This is a genomic window from Sphaerospermopsis sp. LEGE 00249 (assembly GCF_014299995.1).
Classification (GTDB): domain Bacteria; phylum Cyanobacteriota; class Cyanobacteriia; order Cyanobacteriales; family Nostocaceae; genus Sphaerospermopsis; species Sphaerospermopsis kisseleviana.
Map to the genome: position 1 here is coordinate 39,697 of NZ_JACJUZ010000024.1, position 24,665 is coordinate 64,361.

Annotated in this window: 29 protein-coding genes and 1 tRNA gene; 15 read left to right on the forward strand and 15 right to left on the reverse strand. The window is 36.1% G+C overall.

The window, feature by feature from the left end; all coding sequences use genetic code 11:
* The first annotated feature begins 193 nt into the window (after positions 1-193).
* A complete protein-coding gene (locus H5968_RS10560) occupies positions 194-763 on the forward strand; it encodes a Uma2 family endonuclease (protein ID WP_187039919.1) in 570 nt (189 codons plus the stop codon).
* A 156-nt stretch (positions 764-919) separates the two neighbouring features.
* On the opposite strand, the gene H5968_RS10565 is transcribed toward H5968_RS10560, so the two are convergent.
* Together H5968_RS10565 and H5968_RS10570 are read right to left on the reverse strand one after the other, a co-directional pair.
* Positions 920-1,510 carry a transposase gene (locus tag H5968_RS10565; protein WP_255427103.1) on the reverse strand — a complete coding sequence of 197 codons (591 nt, stop codon included), beginning with the start codon at positions 1,508-1,510 and terminating at the stop codon, positions 920-922.
* Positions 1,511-1,793: 283 nt separating this feature from the next.
* Complete coding sequence (locus H5968_RS10570; RefSeq protein ID WP_187039920.1) at positions 1,794-3,152, reverse strand: NAD(P)/FAD-dependent oxidoreductase; 1,359 nt, start codon at positions 3,150-3,152, stop codon at positions 1,794-1,796.
* A 261-nt stretch (positions 3,153-3,413) separates the two neighbouring features.
* On the opposite strand from H5968_RS10570, the gene ilvC reads away from it, so the two are divergent.
* Positions 3,414-4,409 (forward strand): ketol-acid reductoisomerase, encoded by a 996-nt coding sequence (gene ilvC / locus H5968_RS10575; protein ID WP_096565236.1) that lies wholly within the window; start codon positions 3,414-3,416, stop codon positions 4,407-4,409.
* A 209-nt stretch (positions 4,410-4,618) separates the two neighbouring features.
* Here the strand turns inward: ilvC and H5968_RS10580 are convergent, their stop codons facing one another.
* Complete coding sequence (locus tag H5968_RS10580) at positions 4,619-5,023, reverse strand: type II toxin-antitoxin system VapC family toxin (RefSeq protein WP_187039921.1); 405 nt, start codon at positions 5,021-5,023, stop codon at positions 4,619-4,621.
* Positions 5,024-5,251: a hypothetical protein gene (locus H5968_RS10585; RefSeq protein ID WP_222620642.1), complete on the reverse strand. Its 228-nt coding sequence runs from the start codon at positions 5,249-5,251 to the stop codon at positions 5,024-5,026. It lies immediately after the preceding gene.
* Positions 5,252-5,447: 196 nt separating this feature from the next.
* Here H5968_RS10585 and H5968_RS10590 point away from each other — a divergent pair, with 196 nt between their 5' ends.
* Positions 5,448-6,644 (forward strand): MFS transporter, encoded by a 1,197-nt coding sequence (locus H5968_RS10590; protein WP_187039923.1) that lies wholly within the window; start codon positions 5,448-5,450, stop codon positions 6,642-6,644.
* A 226-nt stretch (positions 6,645-6,870) separates the two neighbouring features.
* Here the strand turns inward: H5968_RS10590 and H5968_RS10595 are convergent, their stop codons facing one another.
* Entirely contained in the window at positions 6,871-7,998 is a 1,128-nt protein-coding gene (locus tag H5968_RS10595) for an ATP-binding protein (RefSeq protein WP_187039924.1), read from the reverse strand.
* A gap of 181 nt (positions 7,999-8,179) precedes the next feature.
* Between H5968_RS10595 and H5968_RS10600 the strand changes: the two genes are divergently transcribed.
* The 7 genes from H5968_RS10600 (at position 8,180) to H5968_RS10630 (ending at position 12,277) form a co-directional block, all read left to right on the forward strand.
* Entirely contained in the window at positions 8,180-8,542 is a 363-nt protein-coding gene (locus H5968_RS10600; protein ID WP_096572539.1) for a cation:proton antiporter subunit C, read from the forward strand.
* Between the two features lie 66 nt (positions 8,543-8,608).
* Complete coding sequence (locus tag H5968_RS10605; RefSeq protein WP_187039925.1) at positions 8,609-10,042, forward strand: cation:proton antiporter; 1,434 nt, start codon at positions 8,609-8,611, stop codon at positions 10,040-10,042.
* A complete protein-coding gene (locus H5968_RS10610; RefSeq protein ID WP_137667241.1) occupies positions 10,039-10,419 on the forward strand; it encodes a Na+/H+ antiporter subunit E in 381 nt (126 codons plus the stop codon). Before H5968_RS10605 ends, H5968_RS10610 begins: the two co-directional genes overlap by 4 nt.
* A gap of 2 nt (positions 10,420-10,421) precedes the next feature.
* A complete protein-coding gene (locus H5968_RS10615) occupies positions 10,422-10,679 on the forward strand; it encodes a hypothetical protein (RefSeq protein ID WP_137667240.1) in 258 nt (85 codons plus the stop codon).
* A gap of 74 nt (positions 10,680-10,753) precedes the next feature.
* Complete coding sequence (locus H5968_RS10620) at positions 10,754-11,053, forward strand: monovalent cation/H(+) antiporter subunit G (RefSeq protein WP_187039926.1); 300 nt, start codon at positions 10,754-10,756, stop codon at positions 11,051-11,053.
* Positions 11,046-11,588, forward strand: coding sequence for a DUF4040 domain-containing protein (locus H5968_RS10625; RefSeq protein WP_187039927.1), 543 nt, complete (start codon positions 11,046-11,048; stop codon positions 11,586-11,588). Before H5968_RS10620 ends, H5968_RS10625 begins: the two co-directional genes overlap by 8 nt.
* A gap of 5 nt (positions 11,589-11,593) precedes the next feature.
* The gene (locus H5968_RS10630) at positions 11,594-12,277 is read left to right on the forward strand and encodes a Na(+)/H(+) antiporter subunit B (RefSeq protein WP_187039943.1); all 684 of its coding nucleotides are present in this window, start codon (positions 11,594-11,596) and stop codon (positions 12,275-12,277) included.
* Positions 12,278-12,399: 122 nt separating this feature from the next.
* Here the strand turns inward: H5968_RS10630 and H5968_RS10635 are convergent, their stop codons facing one another.
* The 3 genes from H5968_RS10635 to H5968_RS10645 are packed head-to-tail and all read right to left on the reverse strand — an operon-like array spanning position 12,400 to position 14,997.
* Positions 12,400-13,110 (reverse strand): DUF4276 family protein, encoded by a 711-nt coding sequence (locus tag H5968_RS10635; protein ID WP_187039928.1) that lies wholly within the window; start codon positions 13,108-13,110, stop codon positions 12,400-12,402.
* Positions 13,103-14,296, reverse strand: a complete 1,194-nt coding sequence (locus H5968_RS10640) for an AAA family ATPase (RefSeq protein WP_187039929.1) — start codon at positions 14,294-14,296, stop codon at positions 13,103-13,105. Before H5968_RS10640 ends, H5968_RS10635 begins: the two co-directional genes overlap by 8 nt.
* A 26-nt stretch (positions 14,297-14,322) precedes the next feature.
* Positions 14,323-14,997, reverse strand: coding sequence for a LuxR C-terminal-related transcriptional regulator (locus tag H5968_RS10645; RefSeq protein ID WP_187039930.1), 675 nt, complete (start codon positions 14,995-14,997; stop codon positions 14,323-14,325).
* A 104-nt stretch (positions 14,998-15,101) separates the two neighbouring features.
* Here H5968_RS10645 and H5968_RS10650 point away from each other — a divergent pair, with 104 nt between their 5' ends.
* Positions 15,102-15,746 carry a DUF3386 domain-containing protein gene (locus H5968_RS10650; protein WP_187039931.1) on the forward strand — a complete coding sequence of 215 codons (645 nt, stop codon included), beginning with the start codon at positions 15,102-15,104 and terminating at the stop codon, positions 15,744-15,746.
* A 207-nt stretch (positions 15,747-15,953) separates the two neighbouring features.
* On the opposite strand, the gene H5968_RS10655 is transcribed toward H5968_RS10650, so the two are convergent.
* The 3 genes from H5968_RS10655 to H5968_RS10665 are packed head-to-tail and all read right to left on the reverse strand — an operon-like array spanning position 15,954 to position 17,806.
* Positions 15,954-16,346 carry a GFA family protein gene (locus tag H5968_RS10655; RefSeq protein ID WP_187039944.1) on the reverse strand — a complete coding sequence of 131 codons (393 nt, stop codon included), beginning with the start codon at positions 16,344-16,346 and terminating at the stop codon, positions 15,954-15,956.
* Between the two features lie 48 nt (positions 16,347-16,394).
* A complete protein-coding gene (locus H5968_RS10660; protein ID WP_187039932.1) occupies positions 16,395-17,282 on the reverse strand; it encodes an alpha/beta fold hydrolase in 888 nt (295 codons plus the stop codon).
* A 17-nt stretch (positions 17,283-17,299) separates the two neighbouring features.
* On the reverse strand, positions 17,300-17,806 hold the full coding sequence (locus H5968_RS10665) for a HugZ family protein (protein WP_187039933.1): 507 nt from the start codon (positions 17,804-17,806) through the stop codon (positions 17,300-17,302).
* A gap of 93 nt (positions 17,807-17,899) precedes the next feature.
* Here H5968_RS10665 and H5968_RS10670 point away from each other — a divergent pair, with 93 nt between their 5' ends.
* From H5968_RS10670 to H5968_RS10680, 3 genes are all read left to right on the forward strand, one after another.
* Entirely contained in the window at positions 17,900-19,411 is a 1,512-nt protein-coding gene (locus H5968_RS10670) for a CIA30 family protein (RefSeq protein WP_187039934.1), read from the forward strand.
* 135 nt (positions 19,412-19,546) lie between these two features.
* Positions 19,547-19,906, forward strand: coding sequence for a hypothetical protein (locus H5968_RS10675; RefSeq protein ID WP_187039935.1), 360 nt, complete (start codon positions 19,547-19,549; stop codon positions 19,904-19,906).
* Positions 19,907-20,093: 187 nt separating this feature from the next.
* Positions 20,094-20,720 carry a hypothetical protein gene (locus H5968_RS10680; protein ID WP_187039936.1) on the forward strand — a complete coding sequence of 209 codons (627 nt, stop codon included), beginning with the start codon at positions 20,094-20,096 and terminating at the stop codon, positions 20,718-20,720.
* Between the two features lie 330 nt (positions 20,721-21,050).
* Here H5968_RS10680 and H5968_RS10685 read toward each other — a convergent pair.
* Positions 21,051-21,122: transfer RNA gene (locus H5968_RS10685), tRNA-Thr, on the reverse strand.
* A gap of 37 nt (positions 21,123-21,159) precedes the next feature.
* Here H5968_RS10685 and H5968_RS10690 point away from each other — a divergent pair.
* Entirely contained in the window at positions 21,160-21,444 is a 285-nt protein-coding gene (locus H5968_RS10690) for a DUF3493 domain-containing protein (RefSeq protein WP_096565265.1), read from the forward strand.
* A 165-nt stretch (positions 21,445-21,609) separates the two neighbouring features.
* Here H5968_RS10690 and H5968_RS10695 read toward each other — a convergent pair whose 3' ends face one another.
* The 3 genes from H5968_RS10695 to coaD all read right to left on the reverse strand — a co-directional run bounded on the left by H5968_RS10695 (position 21,610) and on the right by coaD (position 24,536).
* Positions 21,610-23,256 carry a DUF1565 domain-containing protein gene (locus H5968_RS10695; protein WP_187039937.1) on the reverse strand — a complete coding sequence of 549 codons (1,647 nt, stop codon included), beginning with the start codon at positions 23,254-23,256 and terminating at the stop codon, positions 21,610-21,612.
* 150 nt (positions 23,257-23,406) lie between these two features.
* Positions 23,407-24,075 (reverse strand): DivIVA domain-containing protein, encoded by a 669-nt coding sequence (locus H5968_RS10700; RefSeq protein ID WP_187039938.1) that lies wholly within the window; start codon positions 24,073-24,075, stop codon positions 23,407-23,409.
* Entirely contained in the window at positions 23,985-24,536 is a 552-nt protein-coding gene (coaD, locus tag H5968_RS10705; protein ID WP_187039939.1) for a pantetheine-phosphate adenylyltransferase, read from the reverse strand. The genes H5968_RS10700 and coaD overlap by 91 nt, the downstream gene beginning before the upstream one ends.
* Positions 24,537-24,665: the final 129 nt, after the last annotated feature.

Genomic DNA, 24,665 nt, shown 5'->3' on the forward strand with positions numbered 1-24,665 from the left:
AGGATTACTATAGGAGGAGACAGGAGGTAAAAATGTGGGATGTATTTGATTTTTGCAGAAAATTAGATATTCGAGTTTGTCTCAAAACTTCCAACCTGTCTTCCATCCCCAAATTTGAACTTTACCTGTATATTCACAATTAAATTTTCAGGACTTTTACAACTAATTTACAACTGATAATGGAGGAATTATCATGTTAGAAGTTAAGCCACGTTTTCAAAGTTTTGAAGAATATTTAGCTTATGATGATGGTTCAGATAAATTATATGAATTATTTAATGGAGAGTTAATAGAAATGCCACCAGAATCAGGAATTAATGTACAAATAGCAAATCGAATTTTCCTAATTTTTGCATTATTAATAGGAACTGATAGGGTACGGGGACATGGTTTAGAATTGGAAGTAAGAGGAGAACCGAGAAACCGTTATCCTGATTTAACTATTATTCTAGAAGAACATATTCAACAATTAGCAAAACGTAATACTATCAGATTATCAATGTTACCACCTTTGTTAGTGGTTGAAGTGGTTAGTCCTGGGGAGTTACAAAGAGATAGAGATTTTATTGCCAAGCGGTTACAATATCAAGATTGTGGTATTCCTGAATATTGGATTATTGATCCAGAAAATAAAAGTGTTTTAGTGTTGGAATTAATTGATGGTATTTATCAGGATGTGGGGATTTTTGCTGGTGATGATTTGGTGATTTCTCCACAGTTTCAGGATTTAAGTTTGCGGGTAGAACAGATTTTTGATTTTTGATTTATGGTAATTTACCTATCGAGAACGCACAGCAATATCATTTTGATTGCCTGTTCATCATAAATAGGGTTTGCTGAAAAAGTCTCTTCGTTAAGGCAGGGAATAGGGAATAGGGAATAGGCAAGAGTTTGGGTGATCTGTTAGTAACCAATTCTTTTATCTCGTTCCCAGTCTCCGACTGGGAATGCCGTCATGAGTCTCCGACTCAACCTTTCCAAAATCAATCAACTCCACCTCCAACAAACTCGGTAATCCCATATAATTACGATAGCTAGAATAACGCCAATGAGCCGGATCATCAACATAACCACGTCTCACAGGATTATTGTGCATATACTCTAATTTCTGCCTGAAAATCTCCTCATTGAAAATTGCCTGGGGATGAAAACCTTCTTGCCACAATTGATAATCTTGTTTAATCTTATGTCTTAATTTATAAAATTCCAACTGATTCAGTATATATTCAGCCTTATTTTTATGCAGTAAGTCAATAATTGAACGGCCAGTAAATGATTTAAAATTTCCTATTTCTTTGGATAAGTTTGCAGATGCTGCGATGAGATGAAGATGATTTTCCATAATCACATAACCATACAATGTCAACCTCTGTTTTTGCTGCATGAAATTCAGAGAATTTATGATAATTTGCACAATTTCAGTTTGTCCAAATAATGGCATCCAATTAACTATTGTGCTGGTTATGAAATGGGGTTGAGTTCCTAATACATGATACTTACTGCGTCCCATTGTTTCATTTTGTTTGGTAGATGTGGTGATTTGATTTTAATCTGGGAGACAGAAGTTATACATCGTATAATTAAGGATATTTGGTAAATTTGTGATACATAAGAGTTATCATCAGAGGGAGGCAGAGCCTCTAAAATGGCATTCCCAGTCGGAGACTGGGAACGAGTAAACGAGTTAAAATGAGTTACAATGAGTTACAATGAGTTACAATATGGAAGGATGGGAGGCAGAGCCTCTAAAACGGCATTCCCAGTCTGGAGACTGGGAACGAGGAGCGAGGGGGTTAGACGTTCAATGGTTGTCTAGTATTCACCGGCTGATAATGTCCATTACTTTCCACTGGTACAGGTTTGACCATCTCTTTCCCTGTAATTAATCTTGCGCCACGATTGCGGGTAAAATAATTCCAAACCCATTGAATCATGACTACTAATTTGTTATCAAATTCAATCAGGAAGTAGATGTGAATAAATAACCAGAAAAACCAAGCTAGGAAACCTTTAAGTTTTATAAACCCTAAGTCCACAACGGCGGCGTGTTGCCCAATCATTGCTAAACTGCCTCTATCCACATAGTTAAATTGGGGTAGGATTTCACCTTTAAGGCGTTTTTGTACGAGCTTGGCTACATATTCCCCTTCTTGCATGGCTACTGGTGCAACTCCAGGTAGGGGTTTTCCGTTTTGATGGGCAAAATTCGCTAAGTCTCCCACTACAAAAATATTAGAGTGTCCTTTAATACTGAGGTCTGGTTCAACTATTACACGACCAGCGCGATCGCATTCTGCCCCAGTCTTATCCATTAACACTTTACCCATTGCGGAAGCTTTGACACCAGCCGCCCACAATACGGTTTTGGAAGCAATAGTTTTTACTTCGTCACCTTGCTTAATCGTAACAATATCATTTTCAATATTAGTTACCAGGGTTTTGGTTTGCACATCTACACCCAAAGCTTCTAAAGATGCTTGCGCTTCTTGGGATAATTCTGGTGCGAAGGGAGGGAGAACTCTGTCTAAACCTTCTAGCAATAAAACCTTAGTTTCTGAGGTGTCAATGTTGCGGAAGTCTTCTTTGAGGGTTTGGGTGGCTAATTCGGCGATCGCCCCCGCTAATTCTACCCCAGTTGGACCACCACCCACAATTACAAAAGTTAACAAAGCCCGACGTTTAGCAGGATCGCTTTCTTTTTCCGCCGCTTCAAACGCCATAAAAATCCGCCGACGCATTTCAATGGCATCTTCTACGGTTTTTAAACCCGGTGCAAACTCTTCCCAGTTATCCTTGCCAAAATAAGAGTGCTTCGCACCTGTAGCGACAATCAAAGTATCATAGGGTACGGTTTCACCACCCACCATCACCTTTTGTTCTGTGGTGTCAATATCATTCACCTCACCCAGCAAAACAGTGGTATTTTTGCTCTTGCTGAGAACAGAACGCAAGGGAGAAGAAATATCTGCTGGAGACAAAGCACCAGTAGCTACTTGGTACAACAGAGGTTGAAACAGGTGAAAATTCCGTTTATCTATCAGTGTCACGTTGACATTAGCTTTAGCTAGTGCTTTAGCCGCATATAGTCCACCAAAGCCTCCACCAACGATAACTACCTGATGAGGTGGTTTTCTGTCATGTAAATCAACCATAAGAATTGTTTCCTTGTATTACTGATGCTGTAACTATTCTTAACATTTTTGTATCAAAGTTGTCACAAATTTTTCTGGCTATTGTGAACTTTTGATAAAAAAGGGAAAGTAGTGGAGGTGACTGGGGACTGGGGACTGGGTAAGATTATTTTCCCAATCACCAATCACCAATTACCAATCACCAATCACCAGTCACCAATCTGCGGTACAATCATAAATCTGCCAATTTCTTAACAACCTTTGTGAACAGGAGATGCTTCTATGGCGCGTATGTATTATGATGAAGATGCTAATTTAGACCTTTTAGCGGGAAAAACCGTTGCTATTATTGGTTACGGTTCTCAAGGTCACGCCCACGCGCTAAATTTAAAAGATAGTGGTGTAAATGTAATTGTAGGTCTATATCCTGGCAGTAAGTCAATTGCAAAGGCTGAAGCGGCTGGTTTAACAGTAAAAAACGTTGCTGATGCTGCTAAAGCTGCTGACTTGATCATGATTTTATTACCTGATGAAGTTCAGAAAACTATTTACACAAATGAAATAGCACCTAATTTAGAAGCAGGAAATATCTTAGCGTTTGCACACGGTTTTAATATCCACTTTGGGCAAGTTGTACCTCCTGCGGATGTTGATGTAATCATGGTTGCACCTAAAGGACCAGGCCATTTAGTACGTCGTACTTATGAGCAAGGACAAGGAGTACCAGCGTTATTTGCAGTATATCAAGATGCTACAGGTAAAGCACGCGATCGCGCAATGGCTTATGCTAAAGGTATTGGTGGTACACGCGCAGGTGTTTTAGAAACCACATTCCGCGAAGAAACCGAAACCGACTTATTTGGTGAACAAGCTGTATTGTGTGGTGGTTTAAGTGCTTTAATTAAAGCCGGTTTTGAAACCTTAATTGAAGCAGGTTATCAACCAGAATTAGCATATTTTGAATGTTTGCATGAAGTTAAACTCATCGTTGACTTAGTAGTTGAAGGTGGTTTGGCAACCATGCGCGATAGTATTTCTAATACTGCGGAATATGGTGACTATACCCGTGGTCCCCGCGTTGTTACTGCTCAAACCAAAGCAGAAATGAAGAAGATTTTAAGTGAAATTCAATCTGGACAATTTGCGCGGGAATTTGTATTAGAAAACCAAGCAGGTAAACCCGGTTTCACCGCTATGCGTCGTCAAGAAGCTGAACATCCTATTGAGGAAGTTGGTAAAGATTTACGCGCTATGTTTAGCTGGTTGAAGAAAGCTTAATTCTTGGTAGTTAAAGAGGTAATTGGTGGTTTTTTAATTACCAATAACCTCTGACAACTATTTTTTTATTAAATAAACTACATTTAGCTTTTGTTTCGCGCAAAGAGAAAAAGGAGCAAAGGCGCAAAGTAAAGAAGTCTCTGGGGTGATTTTATTTTAACAATAAACACATTTTTAATTTTTAATTTTTAATTTTTAATTTTTAATTTTTATTCAATTTCCCAGTCTTCTAATTGTAATTCGGGAATACGTGAAAATTCTCTGGTATTGTGTGTGACTAATATTAAATTGTGAGCTAAAGCAATAGCTGCAATTTGTAAATCATAAGCTCCGATGGGTGTACCTTGAGCAGTAAGTTGAGCGCGAATATTGCCGAAAATGTCAGCAGCTTGATCATCAAAAGGTAAAGATTGATAATGATCAAGAAATGCTTTTTGTCTTTGTAGTGTGCGTGTAGGATTATTACTTTTCATTGCACCATAAAAAAGTTCTGCTTTGACTACAGAACACACAGCTATATCTTGAGTTGGTACTGATAAAATGCGATCGCTAATAGATGCAGACCGACCATTTAAGTACATTGCACAAACATTAGTATCAATTAGGTAAAGCATTTAGGAATCAAATACTCCTTCCATTTTTTCATCTAGGTTATCAAAAATACTGTTATCATCAATGATAATCGGATCATCAGCACAAATTCCATATAGCGATGCTAAAGATGATTTTTCGGTTTTCTGTATAGGTTGATAAACAATTATTACTTCTACATCTGTATCTTGAATTTCAGGTAAAGATATATGTAGCATTCCATCATGACCAACATAAGATTTTATTGTCATACTTTGCATGGTCAATTTTTCTCCCTAAATTTTGATAATCCTCATTTGATTATACACAATTTTAGGAATCATGGTCTAAAAATCAAATTATAAAAATCATTATAGAAATCAAATTATAAAAAAATTAAAAGACAATTATTTTTTTGAGTTTTTCCATGTTTAAATAATTGAGGTAATAATTAGCAGTTATCGAAATATGCACCAAAAATCAGCCGCATTAAAGTTTGTGATTTTACTTGGTTTTGTAAGTCTTTGCGCTGATGCAACCTATGAAGGAGCGCGGAGTATTACAGGAGCTTATTTAGAAGTTCTAGGCGCGAATGGAACTATAGTTGGTTTAGTTGCAGGTTTCGGGGAATTAATAGGTTATGGTTTCCGTTTAGTGATTGGTTATCTTAGTGATAAAACAGGTAAATATTGGGGAATTACAACTTTAGGTTTCATTTTAAATACCGCCGTTGTCCCATTTTTAGCCCTAGCTGGAAGATGGGAAGTAGCCGCAGGTTTAATGATGGCTGAACGCACAGGTAAAGCAGTACGTACCCCCCCCAGAGATGCCTTACTTTCCCATGGTGTAAGTCAAATTGGTAGCGGTTTTGGCTTTGGTTTGCATGAAGCAATGGATCAAACTGGAGCAGTTTTAGGACCTCTAGCTGTAGCGGCAATGGTTTATTTTTTGGGAGAATATCGCCAAGGTTTTAAAATTTTAGTTATCCCGGCAATTTTAGGATTAATTGTATTATTAATACTCCAGAAATTATATCCTAACCCCAGTGATTTTGAAGAAGAAAAAATACTTGATCAAGGTGATAAATTACCCCGGATATTTTGGATTTACTTGGGTGCTGTAGCCGTTATTGCGGCTGGTTATGCAGATTTTCCTTTGATTGCTTTCCATTTCCAAAAAGGAGAAATAGCCACTGGGCAAACCATTCCTTTATTTTATGCTTGGGCAATGGGAGTTGATGCTGTAGCTGCTCTGATATTTGGATATTTGTTTGATCGTATCGGGATTTCTATGCTGATTGTTGCAGCTTTATTTTCCTCCCTATTTGCACCTTTAGTATTTTTTGGAGATATGCGGTTTGCCCTTTTAGGAATGGCATTTTGGGGTATTGGAATGGGAGCGCAAGAATCAATTCTCAAAGCAGCAATAGCAAAAATTGTCCCTAAAAATAAACGCGCAACAGCTTACGGAATTTTTAGTACAGGCTATGGTTTAGCTTGGTTTTTAGGTAGTGCTTTCATGGGAATTTTGTATGATCACTCTATTACTTTCTTAGTGGTTTTTTCTTCCCTAACTCAACTTTTAGCAATTCCTTTCTTTACCTGGGTACAATTAAAAGCTAACAATTTTTCTGCTCCTTCTCCAGAAGTTCAGGTAGGTGAATAAATAAAGCTGAATTTCTTTCTTGTTTTCTTTTTCTTGTTCCCAGTCTCAGACTGGGAATACAATTTAAGAGTCTCTGACTCTAGTTAAATAAACAAGGTAGAACCTTGTTAAATTCATTCCCATACAGAGTATGGGTACGAGAAAAAATGGGAGCATACTTATTATTTACTCAGTCTCTCTCCTGATACTAGCTGATTACTGATTACTGATAGCTGAATGCTGAAAATTAACTCAACCGTTGTTTCAACCACAAAGCTAATAAAGGTAAAGCCAAGCGATAACCTTGTTCAGCACTGTAAATTAAACCTTTGTGTTGTAACCCAGTTAAAGCACCTTGCAAACTTCCACCTCTAGAAAGTCCATGTTTTTGGATATATTCTTTACTCTGTGGTTTATCTGTCGGATCAACTGCTAAACATTCTAAAAGATGTATTTGACTTGCAGGTAATAACATCAATAAAGATTCATAAGTTATAGATAAATCTTTGAGCATTCCTTCAATTACTTGCTGTACTTTTTGCTCAGTAATTAAACCTTGATCATGTTCTAAACTTGATAACCTGCGAATTAATGCCATTGCATCACCTATATTTCCCTGCACTGCATCTAAAAATACTTGTAATCCTTGGGAATGGGGATCAAATTTGAGATTTTCTGTATGTAAAATCTCTCGCGCCCACAATGCTAAAACATCTTTAGATAAAGGTGCTAATTCCATTGTTTCTATAGAATAAATACTATCATCTTGATGATGGCTAGTTTCTGCAATTGTCGCCAATAAAACGTAACTTACATGAGGATGGTTTTTAACTTCTTGTCTAAATGTTGATTCCCATAAACCATTGCGATCCCAAGAACGAATATGGGGAAAACTTTGTAAAATCAATACTACTCTCTGGTTTAAATCATTAGCCATTATTTGTAATAATTCAATTAGGCTAGTAAATGCTTGCCAGAGTTGTTTTTGATTTAAAGAATGTAATAATTTAAGTTTACTTTCACTATTAAAAATAAAAAACTCACTCTCTTTTTTTTCCACCCAAGATTTAATTTTCTTTGCTTGCCAATTTTGACTAATTGCTTCTAGTAATAATTGCAAAAATCTTTCACCATCTGTAGCACGAATACAGTCTATTTCTAAGACTACCGCACCCACTTCCTGCGCTGCAACTTTAACTAAAGTTCTTCTACCGCTTCCAGGTACTCCTGTAATTAATAAATCTTCATCTTTTGCAAGTATGTCTATAATGCGCTGAAATTCTTTAGAACGTCCAATTAATTGTAATGAAGTGGATAAATAAAAATTCACGGGTTTATTTGCGGGTTGTATGTTTGGTGTTATTAAAGAAAACATAAATCATTAGGTGTTGTTATGATTATTATAATAATTATTTAGTGTTCTGCTGTAATTAGCACCTACTTTTAGTGCTATTAATAATGTAACACTTTCAAAAACAAAAATTTCCGATTTCAAACAGCAACTTTTCCCTCAATCCAATAATACACATTTATATATTATTAAATGGGTGATGTCTATGATAGAAGCATTTGTACTGATAACAATACTATTCGGGTTTTTTGGAATTATTCTCAAGAAAAACCTGGTAATGAAGATAGTTTCAATGGATGTCATGAGTACGGGGGTGATTGCTTTTTATGTATTTATTGCCTCAAAAACGGGTTTATTTACTCCCATTATTTCCAACGTCAAAAAAGCTGGATATGCTGATCCTGTTCCCCAAGCAGTGATATTAACAGCGATAGTAATTGGGTTTTCAATTCAAGCTTTAATGTTAGTAGGTGTAATGAAATTAGCTAAAGACAATCCCACTTTAGAAAGTAGTGAAATCGAGAAAAATAATACACCGCAGATTATCAAATATGAACATAAAAATTAAATTAACTCAAATTAACTCAAATTAACTCAAATTAAATCTAAATTTAAAACCATGAATAACATAACCATGAATACGATCACAATTGCTTGGGTAGGTATCCCGTTTTTTCTGGGGTTCATGATTTTTTTAGTACCCCAACTTAACAGACATTTAACTTTTTTAGGAACTTTAATTACTGCTGCTTATGGTGTGCAGTTGTTGATAGAAAAGCCAGAAATTAAGCTCAATTTACTTGATAGTTTTGGTGTGACTTTAGAAGCAGATCAGTTAAGTGGTTATTTTATTTTAACTAATGCTTTAGTGACTGCTGCGGTAGCTTTATATTGTTGGCAAAGTGATAAAAATGCTTTTTTCTATGCCCAAACTTTGCTAGTGCATGGTAGTTTAAATGCTGCCTTTATCTGTGCAGATTTTATTAGTTTATATGTAGCTTTAGAAGTTAGTGGTATTGCAGCTTTTTTATTGGTAGCATATCCCCGGAGCGATCGCTCAATTTGGGTAGGTTTACGCTATCTATTTGTCAGCAATATCTCAATGTTATTTTATCTAGTTGGTGCTGTCTTAGTTTATCAAAATAATCTCTCTTTTAGTTTTGCAGGTTTAAAAAATGCCCCACCGGAAGCAGTAGCATTAATCTTTTTAGGAATGTTAGTCAAAGCTGGGATTTTTGTTTCTGGGTTATGGCTACCTTTAACCCATTCTGAATCAGAAACTCCTGTTTCTGCGCTGCTTTCAGGTGTAGTAGTTAAAGCTAGTGTTTTACCTTTATTAAGATGTGCTGCGGTTTCTCCAGAACTTAATAACATCGTCGTTATTTTGGGCGTGGGGACAGCTTTTATGGGTTTATCCTACGCCATCTTTGAAAAAGATACCAAGCGTCTGTTAGCATTTAGCACTATTTCCCAGTTAGGTTGGATACTGGCTGCACCAGCGGTAGGTGGTTTTTATGCCCTAACTCATGGACTGGCAAAATCATCTTTATTTTTGACTGCTGGTTCCTTACCCAGTCGCAATTTTAAAGAACTGGGAAATAAACCTATTAATACTAACATTTGGATTGTTTTAGTTATCGCTAGTTTATCAATTTCTGGTTTTCCTTTGTTGTCAGGTTTTGAAGCTAAGGTGTTAACCATGAAAAATTTAGCATCTTGGCAGTTTATAGCCATGAATATTGCCGCAGTTGGCACAGCAATAGCTTTTTCTAAATTCATCTTTTTATCCCATAATAAAGACGATGAACAAACAGCAAAACCCGGTTTTTGGTTAGCAGTCATATTCTTACTTACTGGTTTAGTTGTGGGCAATATTGCCTATCTGAAAGCTTATAACATTGCCGATATTATCAAAGCAATTATCAGCATTGCTATTGGCTGGTTAGCATATCATCTGATTTTCAAGAAATTAGCAATATATGTACCCCGTGTACTTGAAGAATTTGAACATTTAGTAGGTGTGATGAGTTTAACTGTAATCTTCTTATTTTGGATGGTCTTATCATGATTGGACATTTGATATTAAGATTAACCATTTGGTTTTTATTAACGGCTGATTTTAGTACAACTAACATTATTATTGGGGTAATTATTGCCCTAATTTTACCCAGAGGTTACACATCACGGGCAAAATTAACCGAATGGGTAAAGGTTTTAGGGGAAGTAGTGGTAGCGGTTCTTGTGGCTTTTAAAGAAGCGTTTGAAATTATCATTAATCCCCATCATCATGAGGAAATTATCAGGGAAAAAGTGAAACATAAACATTCTTCATTGTTGGTGTTTATGGATATATTTTTGATTACTTTTACCCCGAAAACTATTGTTTTAAACCATGATGAAGAGGGATTTTACGAAGTTCATCATATTAAACCAGGAAGGAAATAATTATGAATTTAGAAATAGTATTGTTAGGGATGATAGCAGCTTTGTTAATTCCTATTTATGAAGCGTGGAAAACAGAGAATACTTGGCAGTTAATGTTGGCTTTGGGGAGTATTTCTAGTAAAGTATCTATCATGATTTTAGTGATTTCTGTGGCAAGAGATGATTGGATGATCGGGGTAGTAGGAGCGATTATGTTGAGTGTGGGAAATGCTGGATTTATGTTATTAGCACAGATTTTAAGAAGGTTAAATGAAGCATGAATAGTAATTAGCTATCAGCTTTCAGTAATCAGATTTCACGAGTTAAAATAAAAGACGAACATGAGGAAAGTTAAATGCAAAATCTTGTGAGTATTATCAGTTATACCTGTATAGGTATAGGGTTATTTTTCTGGTTTTGGGGTACTTCTCATTTAGTTAGCAATAAATCAGTATTATTCAAATTACATGGACTTACTGTGGCTGATACTTTGGGTTCAATGCTGATGATTGTGGGAATTTTAATGAAAATACCTAGTAAATGGCCATTGTTAGTTTTAGGTATTATTTCCTTGGCGATTTGGAATACAATGTTGGGTTATGTAATCGCCTATTGTTCAACTCATGATACAACTATAGAGGCAGAAAATGAATGATTCTTATTTATATATAATTATTGCTTTGTTACCTTTAACTGCGGGTTTATTGATAACTCAAGTTAATCCTTATCATGCGTTAATTTTGCGTGGTGTTTTAGGTGCGATCGCTGCGTTAGTAGATGCGGTTTTAGGTGCAGCAGATGTAGCTTTAACAGAAGCATTAATGGGAACAATGTTATCTGTTGCTTTATATGCGATCGCTGTTCGTTCTTCTTTAGTTTTACGTTTGGGGGTCATTGAAAATGAATCAATCTCAGAAAATCTGATCAGTGATTTTCGTAGCATTTTTAATAAACATTATATGCGGTTGGAACTTGTACCTTACAACAGCTACCAATGTTTACAAACAGCATTACAGGAAAAGGAAGTCCATGCTACCTGTGCACCAGTATTAGCGAGTGATGAATGTGAGCAAAATTATCAAACAGAAATCCGAGTAAAACGGATTTATCAAATTGTTGAAAGTGAACTGTCATCACCTAACACAGTTATCAACTATGTTGATGTTGAAGCATCTGAGGAGAAACATTAATGAAAATGAAATGGCTTTATATTTTAGCAGGAATAGCATTATTTATCAAAATGTTATTCATGCCTGATATCACATCTAATTTAGGGAATATTTCCCAAGTGATTTCAGATATGTCTATTACAGAAAAAGTAGTTAATGAAAGTGGTGTTGTGAATGCGGTATCAGGAATCATATTTAGAAATCGCCTTTATGATACAATTTTTGAAGTAATTGTCTTTACCATTGCCATTTTAGGATGCAATTATTTATTAGCTAATGAAAATCCATCTTGTACAATTTATCAATTTAAAGATCGATCATCAGTTATTTTAGCTCGGTTAGGGGCGACAATTGCAGCGTTAGTAGGAATAGAATTAGCAATTAGAGGACATTTGAGTCCTGGAGGTGGTTTTGCTGCGGGTGTAGCGGGTGGAACAGCCATAGGTTTAATTGCAATTACTTCATCCTATCAATGGATGCAGGATATCTATCAACGCTATCATGCAGCTATTTGGGAGAAGGTGTCAGTATTGGTTTTTATTGTTTTATCTGTGATCACTTTATCAGGATTAGAGTTACCACACGGGGAGTTAGGAACACTTTTTAGTGGGGGAATTTTGCCGATATTAAATATTATTGTGGCGGTGAAAGTGGCATTAGGTTCTTGGGCGGCGGTGTTGATTTTTATTCGTTATCGGGGTTTGTTGTAGTTGTTAAGTTAACCCGGATTTCTCACAAAGGTACAAAGGAGCAAAGACGCGAAGAAGAGAAAGAAGAGAAAAAAGAATATCCCTGAATTGTGAACAATTTTTTGGCATAATTTAGGGTAATATTACTGTTGATCATTCCCTAATTGTTGTAAAAATTGGGCAAATTCTTGTAAAGAGTCATTGCGTTGAATAGTTTGATGATTAATTTCAATATATTCTGCAATTGCAGGTGATTGTTTTTCATCATATTTCATACCCTTGAGGTTATTAGGTTTATTTTTTAAATTGGGGTTTTTCTTAGTTAGTATTACTTTTGATAATTCTTCTAAAAACTCTTTTGCACCTTTACCTCCTGATTCAGATTCTGCGATCAGATTTGTTTTACCAGGTTGTTGACGTTTAGCAAAATTTATCCAATCTGGATTATTTCTATTTTTAGGGTTGTCTGTAAAATAACAGCAAATACCCAAACAATCTACTAATAACCAAGCTTCTAACTCTTGCACGATCAAAATTAGTTTAGCTTTGCCTTGAGATGTTGTAACAATCTGCTGGATTTGATTAAATAAAGAATTATTTTCTTTGCGTCTTTGTGCTTGAGATTGAATCCCATCTGAATCTATTAAAAAAATGACTAAATCATCTTTTTTAAGGTAAATATCAACTGCTCTTTTGAAACCTCCTGGTTTTCTGGCAACTTGACTATATGTTGATTTACCAGCAAAATCAATTTCTAGCTCATAATTATAATAATCTATGATTTTTCTAGCAATACAGAATACTGCATCGCTATCATAATCAGATTCAGGAGTCCAAATACGAATTCTAGGCATATTCTTTAGTTAAAATTTCTTCTATTAAATGACTATGATAAATTGCACTACCTATGCCAAAATCATTCATCCAATCTGAAAGATCATCTCGGCTTTCAGCTAGTTTATCTAACAGACAGGCTTTAGTTCCTAAATCTCCTTTTTGACTTAAAAGAATCACTGATATTTCTGATGATATTTCCTCAGAAGAGAAACAATCTAGTAGTTGAGAACTATGGGTGGTAAATATTACTTGAGTTATGCAAGATAATCTCTTCATTATAGATGCAATGTCTTTGAGAATACCAGGATGAAAATTACTTTCTGGTTCTTCAATACTAATCAGCGTAGGCAGGTTTTTATCGAATTGATAAAGCAGTGTTAAATAAGCGATAAATCTTAAAGTTCCATCTGACATACTTGATAAAGGCATTTCTTTCCCATCATCTTCTAAAACTTTGACAGTAGGTTCTTTTTTTCCTATAATCTTTAGTTCTATATTTAGACATCTTTTCAATTCTTGACTAATTTCTTTCAGTTTTTCTTGTTCATTTTTAGCCCAGTAATTTAAAAATGCTTGAATTTCAGTCGCTTCATTATCAAGATCAGGTATACTGTGGTCAACTTCTGAAGTTTTCACTAATTTCACTTGTTCGAGAAAAAGGGCATATTTTCTAATGTCATCAGGCTTTATATCATAAAATTTCCATTCTTTGATATAGCTGGCTAATTTTTTAGTAAAAGGTTTATTACCGAAATTACCAGCCGAACGTAATGCTAAACTTTCTAGACTTTCAGGATCAGATTTATAAGTTTGTATATTTTTGCCATCTTCATCTCTAACTTCACCTTCACCATGAATTATTTTAATAACTTCAATACCATTAATTAACAATATTTCGTTAGTAATATAAACGCTTTTTTTATTTAATGTTACGGATACGCTATATTCTGCTTGTTGATCATTTTCAGCCACAATAATTGTCGCAGAAATATTTTTGTTTCCAAATCTAAGTAAACTCTGCATTGTCTCTCTAGATAAACTATCTGATATCAGCAGATTTTTCAGAAAATTTAGTGCTTCTAAAGAATTAGATTTGCCACTAGAGTTAGAACCTACAATTATTGTCAAGTCTCTAAAACTCAGTTCTACATCTCCCAAGCTTTTAAAGTTTTGAATTTTTGCCGATACGAGTTTAAGAGTCATAAATATCTCCTGTATGATGTAAACAATTAAAAATCACGGACTACAAAATGCTCTTGCAATTTTGCCACCATTTCCGCCCGCGCAGAAACCCCCAATTTTTTAAACATTCTTTTTAATGCTTGTTTCACAGTATTTTGGGTAATCCAAAGTTTAGCCGCAATTTCCCCATTTGTTAACCCTTGAGCGACTAAAGTGGCAATTTCTAATTCCCTAGCTGTGAGGGGACATTCAACAGCAGGTTTAGCGGTTTTCAACTTAGCCCTAATAGTAGCAATTTTGGCTGATAAATGAATACATAAAGCACTTAAATCAGCCAAGTCATTATTATTAAAAGGAGGACTACCGGGGTCACGGGCAAAATTGATAGTTCCCACTAAGCGACCATCACAAACTATCGGTCCAGTCATCACGTGTTCATGACGGGTGCAAAAATTTTTCCAATCTTCTGGTGATAAAATTAATTGTTCATGGGTGGGTGCATGACGTTCTAAAACATAACTACCCACTGGGTTAGCTTCCAAGCAAACCGCAGGAATTTCTGGAATTTCTATTGATGTTAATAACTCGTTATCGAGAAAAGAAATACCCCAATGTTGCACGCCAAAATGCACGCCGATGGTATCCATCAGAGCTTGTTGTAATTCTTGCTCATTTTCAACATGGGCGATCGCTTCAAAAATGGCGTGGAGTGTTTTAGTCATAAGAGTACCCAGTTGGGGACTATGCGAACTGCAATAATTACCTCTATCCTAATATCATCAACGATAAAAAGCTATTATTCAATCGTAGCCAGAGGACAAGCATCATGACAGTTACTCAAATCTCTGCCCAAGAACTTTTCCGGGCTGCTTATGAAAACCGTTATACTTGGGATCAAAACTTCCCCGGTTACACCGCAGATATCACTTATAAATATGATGGACAGGAGTTCACTGGCAAAATTCTTATTGACGGAAATCTCAAATGGGAAGTTACAGAAGTAGAAAACGAAGCCGCAAAAAAAGCAATTGATAGCCAAACTTGGGAAATTGCTGTTCACCGTGTGCGTCGCACTTTTGAACAAACCCACGGCGAAAATACTTTTAGTTATGGCGAAACTGATGAAAACGGCGCTGTAGAAATTTTTGTTGGCGGAAAATCAGCCGGTGATAAATATAAAGTTCGCAATGATGTAGTTACTCTTGTTCATCGTCATATTCATGGAGTTGTTGTGACTATTAACACTTTCAGCATTCACGAAACTGGGGCAGGATATCTTTCTCACACATACAATTCTGTATATCATGATCCCAAAACTGGAGTTCAAAAAGGTGGTCGGAGCGAGTTCACAGACGAATATGAAAAAGTAGGCAATTACTACGTTCTTTCTCGTCGAGAAATTCGCACTGAAACCGAAGGAAATATCTCAATTCAAGAGTTTATTTTCGGTAATCTTGAATTGTTAGGTTAGGTTTTTGAATATTTAGATAAATCACAATTTATCTGATTCATCTCGTTCCCAGTCTCAGACTGGGAATGCTATTATATAGGTTATACCTATATAAATAGAAGACAGAGTCTTCTTTAATTCATTCCTATACAGAGTGTAGGAACGAGTAAACGCAAATAAAGAAGGATAAATAAGGATAAAGAAGGATAAAGAAGGATAAATTTAAAATCAATTAATCAACTTATGAATATTATCTTCCCAATTTGCACCATCAAAAGGAACAACTTCAAAATTACCCATCACATCCCCATCTAAACATCGCACATTCACATCAATACAGTCAGGGTGACTACGGGGAATATAAAAAGAATGAATCCCACAAACTTTACAAAATTTATGTTTAGCAACACCCGTATTAAATTGATAAGTTGTTAAAACATCCTCACCTTGCAACAAAGTAAACTTATCTTTCTTCACAATTAAATGTAAAAATCCCTTTTTGCGACAAACTGAACAATTACAATCATCAACTTTGTGATTATCAACCACTACCTGAAAACGTACTGCACCACAGTGACAACCACCTTCATAAGTGACAGTTTTATTAATATTTGTCCTCATCATTTATCACCCCAAAAAAATTGATTTTTATCTATTTTTTATCTGCGTTTAATCAAGATACTTAAATAGCAAACCCACAAAAACCCCAGGAATTTCCAAATGTGGTAAAATGCCAGTATCAGCTATAGCTTGAAAATCCCTAATTGCACCTTTATTTAAACTTGCTAACCTCCTACCCAAATTAATATTAGTAAACTGCGCTTCCTCACCCCAGAAAAACACCGTTGGAACTTGCAACTGTTGAATATACAAACTTAAATCAAAATACAAATCACCCTTCAAAAATGCTAAAGCAGAATATTTAGCATTGGGTTTTTGTGCAGAAGTTAAATAAGCTTCTACAATTTGTTGAGTTAATCTTTCTGGTTTAGCAAACAGAAAACTTTGCAAAAAATTACTCACAGCAACTTCATTTTCTGCACCCAAACCATAAATTAAATTATCCAGAAAAGGTGTATTAATCACTGAAAGCGGTAATCTTCTCCCTGCACCTTGTCCAAAATCATCAAACCCCGAAGGTGAAACTAAATACAATCCTTTAAATATTTCCGGTTGAGAAATAGCAAGACGAATAGTAAAAGCAGCAGTTAAAGAAGACGCAACCACCGTCACAGGTTGATGACAAGTTTGGTGAATAAATTCACTAATAGTAGTCAAATAATCTGGAATTTGATAATCTTTAACTGGATGATCTGACTCTCCCCAACCAATTAAATCAGGTGCTAAAATCCGATATTCATTAGCAAAAGCTGGATAAACTTTAGACCATTCAAAAGCAGATGCACCACCACCAAAATTATGTAAAAATAACAAAGGTGGTAATTTCTCAACTTCATCAAACTGCCAAGGTTCACTCATTTGGGTATAATAAACCATATTACCCAAAGATGTCTTAATGAATTTCTGACCAAAACCAGGAGGTTGAAATTTCAGCATATAATATATAAGTTAAGTTATGAATTAGGAATATTATCTTTATTTAAATGTACAATTTGATTGAGATTATCACCACTAATATTATAAGCTGCTCCAAAACCAATCACAAAACGTCCTTGGGTGGGAGTGAGTTGAAAAATTCTAAAGTCAGCTAAACCACGTAATACTTCAATAATTTCTCCAAACCGTGCTTGAAATTGATCAACAATTTGATTCCATTGATCAGTTTCTCTTTCAATCAAAGTAGCTGTACAATCAAAATTCAAGCGACGACGGGCAAAAATATTAGGAGTTTTAGCTTCATCTTCAATAAATAAAACACTCACATAAGGATGAGATTGAATATTAACAGTATGGGTGGATAAACCACTCACATAAATATAAATGTTTTTAAATTCATCCATGACAAAAGGAGTATAACTCGCGTTGGGGATTCCTTTTTCGTTTGCTGTACTAATCATAATACTGGCAAATTCTTGAGGAAATTGCTCATACTCTGCTTGAATTTTTGCCAATTGACTCATAACCCATAAATCCATAATTAGCTGTTAATATATTATTATAATATAAAATTGCCGCAATTATCAAAAAACACTCCTAAACCATTAGCAATCACTATGACTGAAAACAATCGTCATCAATCTAAGTTATGTAGACTAATTCAAACCCTCACCTATTTTGAGGTATTCCCTGCACTGAACTGGGTACAAAATATATTTGCAAAAAATCGTTCTCAACCAATTCAAAATCAACCAAAAGGGGGTAATCTTATGGGTATAATTTTAGTAGCTGGTGCAACTGGTGGAGTTGGTAAACGAGTCGTACGAAGATTATTAGCGCAAGGTGAAAAAGTGCGTTGTTTAGTCAGAGATATTGATAAAGCGCGGTCAATTCTTGGTAATGAAGTTGACTTAGTGGTGGGAGATATTACCAAACCGGAAACTTTGAATGATTTGGTAATGAGTAATATTCAAGGTGTAGTTTGTTGTACCGCAGTGCGAGTTCAACCAGTAGAAGGAGACACACCTGATAGAGCAAAATATAACCAAGGTGTGAAATTTTATCAACCAGAAATAGTAGGAGACACACCAGAAAATGTAGAATATAGAGGAGTAAAAAATTTAGTAGAAGCTGCTAGAAGATATTTACCAAACACGGGAGAAAAAACTATCTTTGATTTTACCCAATCATCAGAGGAATTAACAGCACAATTAAAAAATATTTGGGGTGCTTTAGATGATGTTGTCATGGGTGGTGTCAGTTCTAGCAATTTTAGCATTTTAGAAAAAACCGCTTTATTTGCTGGTAATGTTTCTACTGCAAACTCAGGAGGTTTTGCATCTGTAAGAACCAAAAATTTTGCACCTGCAATTAATTTATCAGGTTTTACCGGGGTGAGATTGAGAGTTAAAGGTGATGGACAACGGTATAAAATATTTTTGAGAACTGAAAATACTTGGGATGGAGTGGGTTACAGTTATTCCTTTGACACTGTAGCTAATACATGGATAGACGTTAATATCCCTTTTGTGAATTTAACACCTGTTTTTAGAGCGAAAACTGTTAAAGATTGTCCTGAAATTGATCAAAGTAAAATTTGTTCTTTTCAATTAATGTTGAGCAAATTTGAATATGACGGTGCTTTAAATCCTCAATTTAGTCCTGGTGGTTTTGCATTAGAAATAGAATCAATTAAAGCTTATGGTGGTACAGGTTTATCACAATTTATTTTAGTTAGTTCTGCGGGTGTAACTCGTCCTGGAAGACCAGGAATTAATTTAGAGGAAGAACCCCCAGCAGTGAGATTAAATGACCAATTAGGAGGAATTTTAACCTGGAAATTAAAAGGAGAAGATAGTTTAAGATCAAGCGGAATACCTTATACAATTATTCGACCTTGTGCGTTAACAGAAGAAGCAGGAGGAAAGGAATTAATAGTAGAACAAGGTGATAATATTCGGGGAAAAATTAGTCGTAATGATGTAGCGGAAATTTGTGTGCAATCGTTTAAAAAACCAAAAGCGAAAAATATCACTTTTGAAGTCAAAGAAGGAGAAAATAATGTTAACTCTATCAATTGGGAACAATTATTTTCTCAATTGCAGCGTGATGCAGTTAAGATAATCTAACTCTAGATTTATCTGCGTTATTCATTCCTGTCACTGAAAAATATCATAGATACCCAAATTTTAAAACCAAATTTTAAAATACATTGGGTATCTGTGTCTTTCACATTCAAAATCAAAATTAATGCAATATTATAAATGTCAAAAAAATTGTTTTTTACAGTAATAGCTGGAATTTTAGCGATTATTTTGTGGAGTAGTATTTTTTCTGATCCTGCAACATCACAACAAGTAGATTTTCGAGTTCATAACTTAGAATCTAACTTGAGACGTTTAGAATTGCGGTTGAACCAAATAGAATTATCATTGCGTCAAAATCCTCAAATTCCATCTTCGAGAATTTCTCAAAATCCAGTCAAACCGCAAATTGATCAACGGAATTTATCACAATCTGAAAGGGATAAAATGTTTGAGAGATTATCAACTTTAGTAGTGGAATTAAAGCAACAGGTTAATGATTTAGAGAAGCGGGTCATAACATTAGAGTATGGGAAGTAGTGAAAATGTCTGAATCCTCAAATCATCAAAATCCCGATACTAACAAAAATCCTGTACATCCTAAAATCCTGGATATCCTGATTCAGACAAAATATATTGACAAACACAACCATAATTAATTATCATTTGAATTGATATAACAACAAATATTTGACTCTCCTATCCGTTTTTAGTCCTAATTAAAACCATGCCTTACAGTGATTTTACACTTAAAAAAGTCCGCCAAGATTTAGCAATTACCATCCATGAAAGTGGAAGATTTTTCCCAGATGTTCCTCTTGTTAAACCTGATGATTTATTACGTCAAGAACTAGAAGAAGGTTTACCTTTGGTACTCGCAAGAGGTAGCGAAAAATCCCGTTCTGAATGGATTATTAGCCCTGTATTAACAGCAGTGAGAAGATTATTAAATCGTCAAGTAAGCCTTTTTTCTGGAGAAGATTTTACTGTAGATCCCAACCTGGGACTTAATGGTATTTGTGATTTTCTGATTAGTCAATCACCCACCCAATTAGAAATTCAAGCTCCAGTTATTATTATTATAGAAGCAAAAAAAGAAAATTTGAATGGTGGTTTAGGTCAGTGTATTGCAGAAATGGTAGCTGCTCAAAAATTTAATGCTGCTAATAATATAAATATTTCTACTATTTTTGGTTCTGTCACCAGTGGCACAGCTTGGAAATTTTTGAAATTAGAAGCTAATTCAGTCACTATTGATATTACCGAATATCCCTTACCACCAGTTGAGCCAATTTTAGGATTTTTGCTGTGGATGTTAAGTAGTCATGCAACGCCTAAATTCTCTATCTCTTGATTTATATATGTTTTACATTTATTCAGCATCCCCCAAGTATTAAATAGGGGTTGCTGAGAAAGTCTTTCCGTGAGGGCATAGGAGTCAGGAGTCAGGAGGAGATTTGAAAATTTCTTTGCCATCTCTTGAAATCCCAAAAAATGCACACTTTTTCCGGTATACCCTTCAAAACCCTTGCACTAATTTCTGTGTTTATCAGCCTCTAACCTTTGATATATCAAGGTTTTAGGTTTATTCAGCAAACCCTAAATAAGCAAGTGTTAAAAATGCCCAGATTTTTTTCAAATAGGCAAAATCCGGTCAATAAAAATATATAATTTCTAGAACCCAAGCCGATGATGGGATTTGAACCCACGGCCTGCTGATTACGAATCAGCTGCACTACCACTGTGCTACATCGGCATAAACCATCCAAAATTATAGCATAATTCTTAAAAAAATGGTAGACCCAAATCTCAAAAATCGCTTAAAAGCCGAAATGGCCTCACCCTATCGGGGTTTAAGGCAGTTTATTTATCTTGGCGTTGGTGCTTCTGGTTTTATCGGTGCATTTGTATTTTTCTTTCAACTACTTGCAGGTAAAAATCTTGATACCACCTTACCCAACTTTGCCCTACAAATAGGAATAGTTGCCCTGATGGTATTTCTGTGGAGATGGGAACAGCGACGCTCCAAAGAGGTAGGAGTCAGGAGTCAGAAGTCAGGAGTCAGGAGAAGAAATTAGGAAGAAAAATTTTCGGCGAATATAAAAGGACTTTTTCAGCAACCCCTGTGTAGACGTGATTTCTAATCAACCAAGTTGGACTTTTCAAACATCCTCTGAGATAGATCCCTGACTGCTTGGAAAAGTCAAGGATCTGGGTATTGGGTTTGATTGAATTTGTGAAAGTTACTGTGCTGTCACCAAATAAGCAGAAGAAATTGGCTGCGCCCTACCAATAGCCACAAGTGCCTGATATACAAAAGCAGCTATTTCCGCCCTAGTTGCCTGACGATTAGGATCAAGTTTTTGCACTGTCGGATAATTCACCACCAATTGTCTCACAGTAGCAGCGGCCACAGGTCCAATGGCATAATTAGGAATTTGAGCAGCATCCGTGTAAACGCTGACAATATTGTTATTGTTAGCAGTGAAATTCAACCCGTTGGCTAAAGCCACTAAAGCCTGAACTCTAGGAATTTGTTGCTGTGGTTTAAAAGTACCATCAGGATAACCAGCCACAAATGCACTCTTGTAAGCTTCTTGAATGGCATTATAAGCCCAGAAATTGCTTTGCACATCTCTAAACTGAATAGCTTGACGTTTAACAGGAGGTGTCAAAGCTTTAGTGATAATAGTCGCAAATTGGGCGCGAGTGACAGGTTCATTAGGTCTAAAAGTGCCATCGGGAAAACCTGCAATAATATTTTGGGCAGCTAAAGCTTCAATATAAGATTTTGCCCAATAACCTGTGGGAACATCTTTAAATGCTGTAGCACCTGTACTACCACCATTATCAGCAGGAGGAGTAACAGTTGCAGCTACAAAATCTACAGCGCCCACAATTCGCTTTTGATCAATATCATTGCCAACAGCAAGAATGCGGTTAGTTCTAGTGGCATTATTCAAATCGTGACGAGCGTTATTACGAATCAGATTACCCCCAGGACTGTCATTAGTACCAAGGTTGGGAAGAGCATTGATAGTGGCAACAATACCATCCCGCTTATTGTTCTGAATCACATTCTGACGCAGTATGGGTTTGGCAGATTCAGAGATAAACAGGCCATCTTGGTTTTGACGAATTTGGTTGCCTTCTACCAAAGGTGTAGAATTTCCACCAATAGCCAAACCAAAACCAGTATCTTCAAAGGTGTTATTTCTAATTTCACCTTGAGCAGAACGGGCAAAAGAAACCCCATTACCTCCATTTTTGAAAAAGATGTTATTTTCAATTTTGGGATTTCCTGTACCTGTAACAAAAACCCCTTCTCTGACACTGTTGGTAAAAGTATTGTTTTTAATAGTGGGATTGCTTGATTCTACCCAAACAGCAGTACCTCGTTGATTGGCATTAGTCACAGTTAAGCCAGCAATGGTGGTATTATTTTCTGCGAGGATTGTTATATCCTGTCTAGCAAAAGTACGACTGGTGTAAAACCCACCACCTGTAATTATTGTTCCTTGACCTTTGGCAGATTCATTACCCAGAAGCATTACTCCTGGTTTAAGTAATAAAGGGAAAGTTTCTCCTGTGTCTCTGGTATAGTTACCAGGAGCAAGTTGAATCACTGTGTTTGCTTGCGCCTGGGAAAGAGCAAAGGTAATAGTTTTGTAAGGTGTTGCTGCACTCACACCAGCACCGGCACGATCTTGACCAGTTACCGGATTAACATAAATGACTGTAGCACTGGCTGGAATTTGGGCAATCAAAGTTTGAGTAGAACCAGCGTTTACCTGACTGGGTAGCAATGTTGAACTACCAGCAATAACTAACAAAGCAGTCAAACTGCTGCCTAAAGATAAACGAGAAATGTGAAAACCCTTAGATTTCATATTTTTGATATACTTGCTTACGGTACTTTTAAGACAGTCTAAGGTAACAGCGTCGCACTGTAAAACCTATGCAAAAATATACTCGATAATCAACAGTGATTCTGGGTAAAGTTGGAAATCGGATACGATCTATATTGGGTATTGAACAAATTATTTTTTCTTAGGATAGGTCGAATTACGTTGCTTAGGTATTTCTCCTCGCAATTGTAATCTACCATTAGTAATAATTCGTAACATTTCCTGAAGATCCTGTTCGATATTTTCTAGAACATGATCGGCATATTGATCAGCACCATCTTCAATTTCTTGAGCTTGAGCGATCGCATTTTGGCGCATTTCCTCTAACTCTTGCATACAAGCACGTTTTTTGCGTTCAATTTCTGCCAGAGTATCTTGCATCATTGCGTCACACTCTTGCTGCACTTTGCGACGCAGTTGTTCAGTTTCCCTTTCTGCTTGTCTGATAATATCGCTATCAGCCAGAATTTGCGCTCTTTTAGCCTGTGCTGCTTCTACCACCTGCTGTCCGTACTCCTCCGCTTCCAGCATGATTTCCTCCTTGTTTTGAAGGAGTTCTGCTGCTGCCTGAAACACCGACGGTAAAGAAACACGCACAAAATCAAGCTGTTCTAGAACCTTATCTTCATCTATCAGCGTGCGTCCAGTCAAAGGAATTTGCAAACCAGCAAGAATCATATCCTCTAAACGGTTAAGTTCTTGGAGAATATCTACACCTCCTTGTCCGTTGGGATTTTCTTGAGGTGGGACATTTTTTCCGTTGTGGTTGGGTTCAGGTTTGGAGAGTTTTGGTTGTAGCATTGGTATATATCCAGGGCAATGTGTGGGGGAACAAGATGATCGACAGAGCCACCAAACTTTGCAATCTCTTTTACCACACTACTACTTAAAAAACTATACTCGTTTGAGGTGGCCAGAAAAACTGTTTCCATCTGAGTGGAAAGTGTTTTATTAGTGTGAGCCATTTGTAGCTCAATCTCAAAATCGGAAACTGCTCGTAAACCACGTAACAAAACTTGTGCTTGTCGCATTTGGGCATAGTTAACGGTAAGTCCATCAAAACTGTCTACCTCCACATTCGGTAAATGTTTTGTAGCCAGACGAATTTGTTCTATCCGTTGTTGCACCGGAAAAAGTGGTATTTTGTTAGGATTTCGCAATACAGCCACTATTACCCCATCAAACAGCCGACTACCGCGCTGAATGATATCAAGGTGTCCCAATGTAATAGGGTCAAAGCTCCCCGGATAAATAGCAATCATTTATATAAATTAAACAGCTTTAGGTAATTATAGCGACATACAGGGAATAGGGAATTGGGAATTGGGAATTGGGAATTGGGAATTGGGAATAGGTTAAGAATTTTCTCCCCCTGTCTCTTATACACATCT

Coding starts and splice junctions, on each gene's coding strand:
- H5968_RS10560 (WP_187039919.1), top strand. CDS start 194: ATGTTAGAAGTTAAGCCACGTTTTCAAAGTTTTGAAGAATATTTAGCT.
- H5968_RS10565 (WP_255427103.1), bottom strand. CDS start 1,510: ATGGGACGCAGTAAGTATCATGTATTAGGAACTCAACCCCATTTCATA.
- H5968_RS10570 (WP_187039920.1), bottom strand. CDS start 3,152: ATGGTTGATTTACATGACAGAAAACCACCTCATCAGGTAGTTATCGTT.
- ilvC (WP_096565236.1), top strand. CDS start 3,414: ATGGCGCGTATGTATTATGATGAAGATGCTAATTTAGACCTTTTAGCG.
- H5968_RS10580 (WP_187039921.1), bottom strand. CDS start 5,023: ATGCTTTACCTAATTGATACTAATGTTTGTGCAATGTACTTAAATGGT.
- H5968_RS10585 (WP_222620642.1), bottom strand. CDS start 5,251: ATGACAATAAAATCTTATGTTGGTCATGATGGAATGCTACATATATCT.
- H5968_RS10590 (WP_187039923.1), top strand. CDS start 5,448: ATGCACCAAAAATCAGCCGCATTAAAGTTTGTGATTTTACTTGGTTTT.
- H5968_RS10595 (WP_187039924.1), bottom strand. CDS start 7,998: ATGTTTTCTTTAATAACACCAAACATACAACCCGCAAATAAACCCGTG.
- H5968_RS10600 (WP_096572539.1), top strand. CDS start 8,180: ATGATAGAAGCATTTGTACTGATAACAATACTATTCGGGTTTTTTGGA.
- H5968_RS10605 (WP_187039925.1), top strand. CDS start 8,609: ATGAATACGATCACAATTGCTTGGGTAGGTATCCCGTTTTTTCTGGGG.
- H5968_RS10610 (WP_137667241.1), top strand. CDS start 10,039: ATGATTGGACATTTGATATTAAGATTAACCATTTGGTTTTTATTAACG.
- H5968_RS10615 (WP_137667240.1), top strand. CDS start 10,422: ATGAATTTAGAAATAGTATTGTTAGGGATGATAGCAGCTTTGTTAATT.
- H5968_RS10620 (WP_187039926.1), top strand. CDS start 10,754: ATGCAAAATCTTGTGAGTATTATCAGTTATACCTGTATAGGTATAGGG.
- H5968_RS10625 (WP_187039927.1), top strand. CDS start 11,046: ATGAATGATTCTTATTTATATATAATTATTGCTTTGTTACCTTTAACT.
- H5968_RS10630 (WP_187039943.1), top strand. CDS start 11,594: ATGAAATGGCTTTATATTTTAGCAGGAATAGCATTATTTATCAAAATG.
- H5968_RS10635 (WP_187039928.1), bottom strand. CDS start 13,110: ATGCCTAGAATTCGTATTTGGACTCCTGAATCTGATTATGATAGCGAT.
- H5968_RS10640 (WP_187039929.1), bottom strand. CDS start 14,296: ATGACTCTTAAACTCGTATCGGCAAAAATTCAAAACTTTAAAAGCTTG.
- H5968_RS10645 (WP_187039930.1), bottom strand. CDS start 14,997: ATGACTAAAACACTCCACGCCATTTTTGAAGCGATCGCCCATGTTGAA.
- H5968_RS10650 (WP_187039931.1), top strand. CDS start 15,102: ATGACAGTTACTCAAATCTCTGCCCAAGAACTTTTCCGGGCTGCTTAT.
- H5968_RS10655 (WP_187039944.1), bottom strand. CDS start 16,346: ATGAGGACAAATATTAATAAAACTGTCACTTATGAAGGTGGTTGTCAC.
- H5968_RS10660 (WP_187039932.1), bottom strand. CDS start 17,282: ATGCTGAAATTTCAACCTCCTGGTTTTGGTCAGAAATTCATTAAGACA.
- H5968_RS10665 (WP_187039933.1), bottom strand. CDS start 17,806: ATGAGTCAATTGGCAAAAATTCAAGCAGAGTATGAGCAATTTCCTCAA.
- H5968_RS10670 (WP_187039934.1), top strand. CDS start 17,900: ATGACTGAAAACAATCGTCATCAATCTAAGTTATGTAGACTAATTCAA.
- H5968_RS10675 (WP_187039935.1), top strand. CDS start 19,547: ATGTCAAAAAAATTGTTTTTTACAGTAATAGCTGGAATTTTAGCGATT.
- H5968_RS10680 (WP_187039936.1), top strand. CDS start 20,094: ATGCCTTACAGTGATTTTACACTTAAAAAAGTCCGCCAAGATTTAGCA.
- H5968_RS10690 (WP_096565265.1), top strand. CDS start 21,160: ATGGTAGACCCAAATCTCAAAAATCGCTTAAAAGCCGAAATGGCCTCA.
- H5968_RS10695 (WP_187039937.1), bottom strand. CDS start 23,256: ATGAAATCTAAGGGTTTTCACATTTCTCGTTTATCTTTAGGCAGCAGT.
- H5968_RS10700 (WP_187039938.1), bottom strand. CDS start 24,075: ATGCTACAACCAAAACTCTCCAAACCTGAACCCAACCACAACGGAAAA.
- coaD (WP_187039939.1), bottom strand. CDS start 24,536: ATGATTGCTATTTATCCGGGGAGCTTTGACCCTATTACATTGGGACAC.